The following is a 6348-nucleotide window of genomic DNA, read 5'->3' as shown; positions in this document are numbered from 1 at the left end:
TTCAGCCGGCGCGCGGCCGTGCGGAACGTACCGTGCGGCTCCTCGGCGGTGCCCTCCGAGCGGGGGAAGAACTCGTACCACGAGCCGTACAGGGCGCGTTCACGCTCCACCAGCAACGGCATCGGATCGGACGCGGTGACCAACTCCCGCAGCGGATACCGGGCCAGCAACGCCTCGACCTCCGGGGACAGCGCCGCCTTCAGACGGTCGTGCACCGACAGGGAGTCGTCGCCGAGGGCCTGCGCGGCGGCCAGGACCAGAGCGCGCTCGGGGCCCTTGGGCACTCCGGCGGCGGCCCGCTCGTACAGCTCGGCGCCCTCCTCCAGGACCAGGCCGGTGTCGATCCCGGCCGGCACCTTCACGGACGCGGTGTGCCGCCACGTCGCCAGCGGATGGCTCCAGGCCTCCACCCGGAAGGTCCAACGGCCCGTCGTGTCCGGGGTGATCTCCGCACCCCAGCGGTCGCTGCCCGGGGACAGCTCCCGCATCGGTGTCCAGGGGCCCCTGCGGCCCCTGGGATCGCGCAGGACCACGTTCGCCCCCACGGCATCGTGCCCTTCGCGGAACACGGTGGCCGTGACCTCGAAGGTCTCCCCGGCCACCGCTTTCGCCGGGCGCCTGCCGCACTCCACGGCCGGCCGGACGTCACGTACCGGTACACGGCCGATGGCCGGGGTCCTGCGCATGTATCTCACCTCCGCCGTGCGCGGAGCCGGGCACCCGGCCCGGCTCCGCGATCCGAGAGTCGGGCCGGCGCGCGCCGGGCCCGAGGGGAACGCCTTGTACGGTGCCAGGTCAGGGGCTTGGCGCCGTGGAACGCCGCTCCGGTGGCGGCGCTCTTCTGGCCGCCCGGCGTGGCTGCGGCCGACCGTCCTGCTCGCGCAGGTAGGTGACCAGGTTCGTGCGGAGATAGCGTTCGGCGGCGTCCGCGGCCTCGCGGGCGCAGCGTTTGCCCATCAGCACGCACAGCGTGTACCCCGAGTCCTCGAAGGTGGCCCGGACCGTGCGGTCGTGGGGCGAGGCGAGCATCACGCGCTCCCACGCCCGGTAACGCCGCAACTGCCGGGCCACTTCGGCCTTGGCGGGTAGCAGCATGGCCCTCATTCACCTTCCACGCTCTCGACTGGGCGCGTTCCCGACGGTCGGGTGGCGTCCGCGCACGGGAAGGCGCGGCACCGTTACGGCGATCGAGGCTTTCACTTATGGTGCACGCGCGACGACGCAGCGTCTTGTTGGAGGTTCAACGATGGGGAGTGTCGGGTGCTCGTGTTGCACGAATGGCGTAGTGGCCTCACCGTGGAGGTGACTCAGAAGCGATCAGCGCTCACGCTATGTGTCCGGGATCCCTCCCGGACAGGGCGAGGGGAGCGAGAGCTTCGCCGGTGAGGAGCAAGCGACGATGAAGACCGCAGTGCCCTGCTACTACCACCTCGACGTGGAAGTCAGCCCGGAACGGGTGGGACAGGTCAGCCGCATCCTGGCCGCCCATCTCCGCTACTGGGACCTCGAGAACCTCGTGGACCCCGTCTGCCGCGGCGCCGAACTGCTGCTGCGGGCGATCGACGAGCACGCGACGGACAAGCACACCTCGATCGAGATGTGGTGGAACGGCCAGCACCTCATCACCGCCTTCGGTGACGACGACCCGGATCTGCGCCCCGACCAGGACCTGCGGTCCTGCCTCGCGGACATCGCAGCGATGAGCGACGGCTGGGGCTGCTGCGCCTCGGACACCGGCAGCAAGATCATCTGGTTCTCACAGCGCGCCCGCGCCGGCCAGCGGGTCCCGCTGGTGCCCACCGCCCCCGCGCCCACCCTGCGGGAAGGCCTCATGGTGCCGCGCGAGGAACCGGTGACCGTGCTGGCCGCGCCGGCGCCGGCCGGTGACGACGCCCTGGAGGGCAGCCGGTGACCGCCCGGAAGAACCGCAAAGGGGTGCCCGTGTGGAGCGGGCACCCCTACCCGTTGGGTGCCGCGTTCGACGGACAGGGCACCAACTTCGCCCTGTTCAGCGAGGTCGCCGAGCGCGTGGAGCTGATCCTGGTCGACGACGCCGGCACCGCCGCCTCCGTCCCGCTGCAGGAGGTCGACGGCTTCGTGTGGCACGCCTATCTGCCCGGCGTCGGACCCGGCCAGCGCTACGGCTACCGGGTGCACGGCCCCTGGCAGCCGTCGCTCGGCCACCGCTGCAACCCGGCCAAGCTGCTGCTCGACCCGTACGCCCGCGCCGTGGACGGCCAGATCGACAACCACGCCTCCCTGTACGAGCGCGCCCCGGACGGACCGGCCCCGGCCGACAGCGCCGGCCACTCCATGCTGGGCGTGGTCACCGACCCGTTCTTCGACTGGGGCGACGACCGCCCGCCCCGGACGCCGTACGCGGACTCGGTGATCTACGAGGCCCATGTCCGCGGCCTGACCATGACCCACCCGGACGTCCCGGAACGGCTGCGCGGCACCTACGCGGGCCTCGCCCACCCCGCCGTGACCGAGCACCTCACCTCGCTCGGCGTGACCGCGGTCGAGCTGATGCCGGTGCACCAGTTCGTCCAGGACGGCGTGCTCCAGGACCGCGGCCTGTCCAACTACTGGGGCTACAACACCATCGGCTTCTTCGCCCCGCACAACGCCTACGCCGCCTTCGGCACCCGCGGCCAGCAGGTCAACGAGTTCAAGGCCATGGTGAAGGCGCTGCACGCGGCCGGCCTCGAAGTCATCCTCGACGTGGTCTACAACCACACCGCCGAGGGCAACGAACGGGGTCCCACGCTGTCCTTCCGGGGCATCGACAACGCCTCCTACTACCGCCTGGTCGACGGCGACTGGGCGCACTACTACGACACCACCGGCACCGGCAACAGCCTGCTGATGCGGCACCCCTACGTGCTCCAGCTGATCATGGACTCGCTGCGGTACTGGGTCACCGAGATGCACGTCGACGGCTTCCGCTTCGACCTCGCGGCCACGCTGGCCCGGCAGTTCCACGAGGTGGACCGGCTCTCCGCGTTCTTCGACCTGATCCAGCAGGACCCCGTCATCAGCCGGGTCAAGCTCATCGCCGAGCCCTGGGACGTCGGCGAGGGCGGCTACCAGGTGGGGAACTTCCCGCCGCTGTGGTCGGAGTGGAACGGCAAGTACCGGGACGCCGTACGGGACTTCTGGCGGGCCGAGCCCGGCTCGCTCGGCGAGTTCGCCTCCCGGCTCACCGGCTCCTCCGACCTCTACCAGCACAGCCGGCGCCGGCCGCGCGCGAGCGTCAACTTCGTCACCGCGCACGACGGTTTCACCCTGCGCGACCTGGTGTCGTACAACGACAAGCGCAACGAGGCGAACGGCGAGGACAACCGGGACGGCGAGAGCCACAACCGGTCCTGGAACTGCGGCGTGGAGGGCGAGACCGACGACCCGGCCGTGCTCGAACTGCGGGCCCGCCAGCAGCGCAACCTGCTGGCCACGCTGCTGCTCTCGCAGGGCATCCCGATGCTCTGCCACGGCGACGAACTCGGCCGCACCCAGCGGGGCAACAACAACGCCTACTGCCAGGACAACGAGATCTCCTGGGTGGACTGGGACCTCACCGGCGAGCAGCGCGCCCTCGCCGAGTTCACCCGGCGTCTGATCGCGCTGCGCGCCGCGCACCCGGTGCTGCGCCGGCGCCGCTTCTTCCGCGGCGAGACCGCGACCCACGCCAAGCAGCCGCTGCCCGACCTGATGTGGCTGCGGCCGGACGCGCGGGAGATGACCGACCGCGACTGGCAGCGGGGGGACGCGCACACGGTCGGGGTGTTCCTCAACGGGGACGCCATCGCCGAACGCGACCCCTACGGCCGCCGCATGGTCGACGACTCCTTCCTGCTGCTCGTCAACGGCTACTGGGAGCCGGTCGTCTTCCGCCTGCCCGACGGCTCCTTCGGCGAGCGCTGGACCACCCTGATCGACACCGCCGACCCCGAGGGCGTTCCCGACGAACGCGAACGCAAGGCGGGCACGAAGGTGCGCGTGGAGGCACGCAGCCTGGTCCTGCTGTCGCGCCCGTCGGGTGCGGCCGGCTAGTGGACCGAGCCGACGGCGCCGCCCCCGGCGGGGTGCGGCGCCGTCGGCTCGTCGGACTCAACGGCTCCGGCGGGACGTCACCGTGAACTGGGCACCGTCCGGGTCGCGCAGAATCGCCTCGGTGTCCTCCTCGCGCAGCACGCTGCCGCCGTGCTTCTCCGCCGCGCGGGCGCAGCCGGGCACGTCGCCCACTGCGAAGTGGATCTGCCAGTGCGGCCGTACCGAGGGGTCCGGGGCCGCCTCCACCGCGCCCGAGTCGATGCGCGCCACGATGTCACCCTGGCTGCGCAGCACCACCTCACCGCCCTCGTACTCGACCTCGCAGCAGCCCGGCAGCCCGCTCGCCCAGTCCAGGACCTCGCCGTAGAAGATCGCGGCGTCGAAGGCGTCCCGGGTGTGCAGCCGGACGAAGGTCGGTGCCGCCTGTCGCCACACCTCCCAGTTGGTGACGAGTTCGCCCTGCCAGATCCCGAACGTGGCCCCGTCCCGGTCGGCGAGCAGCGCCGCCCGGCCCGGCGGGAAGGACAGCGGCCCGACCGCCGACGTGCCGCCGCGTTCCCGGACCCGGGACACGGCCACGTCCGCGTCGGGCACGGCGAAGTACGGCGTCCAGGCCACCGCCATCTGCCACATGGAGGCGACGGCGGCTATCCCGGCCACCGGGACCCCGTTGGCCAGGGCGATCCGGAAGTGCTCGCCGAGCTTGGCGCCGCGCCAGCGCCAGCCGAGGACGGCCGCGTAGAAGTCCTGGGTGGCCTTGAGATCGCGGCTGGTCAGGCTCACCCAGCACGGTGCGCCGAAGACGGAGTGGGTGGAGACGACTTCTTTTCTGCGCGGCTCGCCGCCGGTACGGGTGTCGTGGTTCATGGCAGTCGCGTCCTGCTCTCGGGGCCGGGCGGCCACCGGTCTGACACCAGTGTCCGACCGGAAGCGGGTGGGCTGCCTGTCGAGTACCCCGGGTGGCGGGGGTGCAGGCCCCTGCGCACGATGGAGGGATGGGAGAGATCGAGCCGGACCGGATCGCCGCGCTGCAGGCGGAGGTCGACCAGCTGAAGGAGGCCATGACCTCCCACGCGGTGATCGACCAGGCGATCGGAATGGTCGTGGCCCTCGGCCGGGTGACCCCGGACCAGGGATGGCAGGTGCTGAAGGAGGTCTCCCAGCACACCAACATCAAGCTGCGCAACATCGCGGAGCTGATCCTGATCTGGGGGCGGCGCGGCGACATCCCGGCCGAGATCAGGGCCGAGCTGGAGGACGCGCTGGACCGGTACGGCCCCACTCAGGTGCCGGGGTCCGAGGGACAGTAGCCTCCGGGAGCCGAGGAACAAGGGCTCCCGGGGTCCGGGGAACGGGGAAAACGGGGTCCGGGGAACCGTCGGGCTCAGCGGGCGCGGGCCTCCGCGAGCAGTTCGTCGCGCAGCCGGTCGAAGCAGCCGCTGAGCAGCCGGGAGACGTGCATCTGCGAGATGCCGAGCTGCTGGGCGATCCGGCTCTGTGTCATCCCGCCGAAGAACCGCAGGTAGAGGATGGTGCGTTCACGCTCCGGCAGCGCCGCGAGGCACGGCTTGACCGCGGCCCGGTCCACGACGAGGTCGTACCCCGGATCCGGTTCGCCCAGGGAGTCACCGAGGGCGTAGCCGTCCGTGCCGGCCACCTCGGCGTCCAGGGACAGCGCGGAGAAGCACTCCAGCGCCTCCATCCCGGTGCGCACCTCGTCCTCGCTGAGCCGCGTGAACGCGGCGATCTCGGCGACGGTGGGCGCACGGCCCGGCGTGGTCTGCGCCAGCTCCTTGGTGGCGGCGCGGACGCGGTTGCGCAGGTCCTGCACCCGGCGCGGCACATGCAGGGTCCACATGTGGTCGCGGAAGTGGCGCTTGATCTCCCCGGTGATGGTGGGCACCGCATACGCCTCGAACGCCCGGCCGCGGCCGGGATCGTAGTGGTCGACGGCCTTGACCAGGCCCAGCGCGGCCACCTGGTACAGGTCCTCCAGGGCCTCGCCACGGCCGCGGAACCGTACGGCGATCCGCTCGGCCATGGGCAGCCACAACCGGACGAGCTCGTCCCGCAGCGCCTGGCGCTCGGGACCGTCGGGCAGCTCGGCGAGCCGCTCGAAAGCGCCGCCGGTGTCCGGGGCGTCGTCGTGTGGATGGGGTTTCGTGCTGCCAGTGACACGCATCGCGCGCACCTCTCTCAGCAGGTGCTGGATGACAGACACCGTGGGAGGTGCGCTCGGACCATGGATAGGACACCGGGGCGTCCGGCGAGGGCCGGCTCCCACGGACGTGCCTC

Annotated in this window: 7 protein-coding genes; 3 read left to right on the top strand and 4 right to left on the bottom strand. The window is 71.7% G+C overall.

Going from position 1 to position 6348, the window contains the following annotated elements; genetic code table 11:
* Together AB0L21_RS27430 and AB0L21_RS27425 are read right to left on the bottom strand one after the other, a co-directional pair.
* The coding region (locus AB0L21_RS27430; protein ID WP_365787016.1) for a maltotransferase domain-containing protein at positions 1 to 686 on the bottom strand (686 nt) is incomplete at its 3' end.
* A gap of 109 nt (positions 687 to 795) precedes the next feature.
* The gene (locus AB0L21_RS27425; protein WP_030641557.1) at positions 796 to 1095 is read right to left on the bottom strand and encodes a DUF5133 domain-containing protein; all 300 of its coding nucleotides are present in this window, start codon (positions 1093 to 1095) and stop codon (positions 796 to 798) included.
* Positions 1096 to 1399: 304 nt separating this feature from the next.
* Here AB0L21_RS27425 and AB0L21_RS27420 point away from each other — a divergent pair, with 304 nt between their 5' ends.
* Together AB0L21_RS27420 and glgX are read left to right on the top strand one after the other, a co-directional pair.
* Positions 1400 to 1912 (top strand): pep a2, encoded by a 513-nt coding sequence (locus AB0L21_RS27420; RefSeq protein WP_365710161.1) that lies wholly within the window; start codon positions 1400 to 1402, stop codon positions 1910 to 1912.
* Positions 1909 to 4053: a glycogen debranching protein GlgX gene (glgX, locus tag AB0L21_RS27415; RefSeq protein ID WP_365787014.1), complete on the top strand. Its 2145-nt coding sequence runs from the start codon at positions 1909 to 1911 to the stop codon at positions 4051 to 4053. Before AB0L21_RS27420 ends, glgX begins: the two co-directional genes overlap by 4 nt.
* A 57-nt stretch (positions 4054 to 4110) precedes the next feature.
* Here glgX and AB0L21_RS27410 read toward each other — a convergent pair whose 3' ends face one another.
* A complete protein-coding gene (locus tag AB0L21_RS27410) occupies positions 4111 to 4920 on the bottom strand; it encodes a VOC family protein (RefSeq protein WP_365710158.1) in 810 nt (269 codons plus the stop codon).
* Between the two features lie 128 nt (positions 4921 to 5048).
* Between AB0L21_RS27410 and AB0L21_RS27405 the strand changes: the two genes are divergently transcribed.
* Complete coding sequence (locus AB0L21_RS27405) at positions 5049 to 5363, top strand: ANTAR domain-containing protein (RefSeq protein ID WP_103816627.1); 315 nt, start codon at positions 5049 to 5051, stop codon at positions 5361 to 5363.
* Positions 5364 to 5437: 74 nt separating this feature from the next.
* Here AB0L21_RS27405 and AB0L21_RS27400 read toward each other — a convergent pair whose 3' ends face one another.
* A complete protein-coding gene (locus AB0L21_RS27400) occupies positions 5438 to 6235 on the bottom strand; it encodes an RNA polymerase sigma factor SigF (RefSeq protein ID WP_365710155.1) in 798 nt (265 codons plus the stop codon).
* Positions 6236 to 6348 lie beyond the last annotated feature (113 nt).

Origin of the sequence: Streptomyces sp. NPDC052721 (assembly GCF_040678315.1) — a bacterium.
Classification (GTDB): domain Bacteria; phylum Actinomycetota; class Actinomycetes; order Streptomycetales; family Streptomycetaceae; genus Streptomyces.
Note: the sequence above shows the minus strand (reverse complement) of the source record. Positions and strands in the feature narration are given on the sequence as shown.